Origin of the sequence: Pseudomonas tumuqii (genome assembly GCF_013184545.1) — a bacterium.
GTDB lineage: Bacteria > Pseudomonadota > Gammaproteobacteria > Pseudomonadales > Pseudomonadaceae > Aquipseudomonas > Aquipseudomonas tumuqii.
The window spans coordinates 1-1330 of sequence record NZ_JAAOJA010000048.1; the positions used below are offsets into that span (position 1 = coordinate 1).

Here is a 1330-nt window from a genome sequence, read left to right on the forward strand (position 1 = left end):
TGTTCAAGATCGGTATCGGGCCATCCAGCTCGCATACCGTCGGCCCGATGCGCGCTGCGGCGCTGTTCCTCGGCGCGCTGCGCGAGCGGCGCATGCTGGCGCGGGTGCAGCGCGTGGAAGTGCGCCTGTACGGTTCGCTGTCGGCCACCGGCGTCGGCCACGGCAGCGACCGGGCGGTGATCATGGGCCTGATGGGCGACTGGCCGGATCAGATCGACCCGGCGCAGATCGAACCGCGCATCGAGGCGCTGCTCGCCAGCGGCCAGCTGCTGCTCGACGGCAACCTGCCGGTGGCCTTCGACTGGGCGCGCGACATGCTGCTGCTCGACGAGAACCTGCCCTATCACCCCAATGCCATGACCCTGACGGCCTTCGCGGCCGACGGCGGCGTGCTGCATGACGACACCTACTATTCGGTCGGCGGCGGTTTCGTGATCGATGCCGAACAGGCGGCCACCGGCCAGCTGGATCAGGATCACACCGCGCTGCCCTACGACTTCTCCAGCGCCGAGGAGCTGTTGCGTCTATGCAACACGCACGGCCTGCGCGTATCCGAACTGATGATGGCCAACGAGCAGGCCTGGCGCAGCGAGGCGGAAATCCGCAGCGGCCTGATGCGCCTGTGGCAAGCCATGCGCGACTGCGTCGAGCAGGGTCTCAAGCACGAGGGCATCCTGCCCGGCGGGCTCAACGTCAAGCGCCGCGCGGCCAAGCTGCACCGCAGCCTGCAGGAAATGAGCAAGCCCAACGTGATCGGCTCGACCCTCAGCGGGATGGAATGGGTCAACCTGTTCGCCCTGGCGGTCAACGAGGAGAACGCCGCCGGCGGGCGCATGGTCACCGCGCCGACCAATGGCGCGGCCGGGATCATCCCGGCGGTGCTGCATTACTACGTGCGCTTCAGCCCGGCGGTGAGCGAGGCGGACGTGGTCGACTACCTGCTGGCCGCCGCCGCGGTGGGCATCCTGTGCAAGAAGAACGCCTCGATCTCCGGCGCCGAAGTCGGCTGCCAGGGCGAGGTCGGCTCGGCCTGCGCGATGGCCGCGGCGGGCCTCGCGGAAATCCTCGGCGCCAGCCCGGAGCAGCTGGAGAACGCCGCCGAGATCGGCCTGGAACACAACCTCGGGCTGACCTGCGACCCGGTCGGCGGGCTGGTCCAGGTGCCGTGCATCGAGCGCAACGCGATCGCTGCGGTGAAGGCGATCAACGCCGCGCAGATGGCCCTGCGCGGCGACGGCCAGCACTTCATCTCGCTCGACCGGGTGATCCGCACCATGCGCGACACCGGCGCCGACATGCACGACAAGTACAAGGAAACCTCGCGCGGCGG

The 1330-nt window shown here is 69.2% G+C and carries 1 protein-coding gene; it reads left to right on the plus strand.

All coding sequences use genetic code 11. The features are described 5' to 3' along the window. Positions 1-1330, plus strand: a 1330-nt coding sequence (locus tag G9C89_RS24865) for an L-serine ammonia-lyase (protein WP_172153369.1), incomplete at both ends; no start/stop codon positions are given.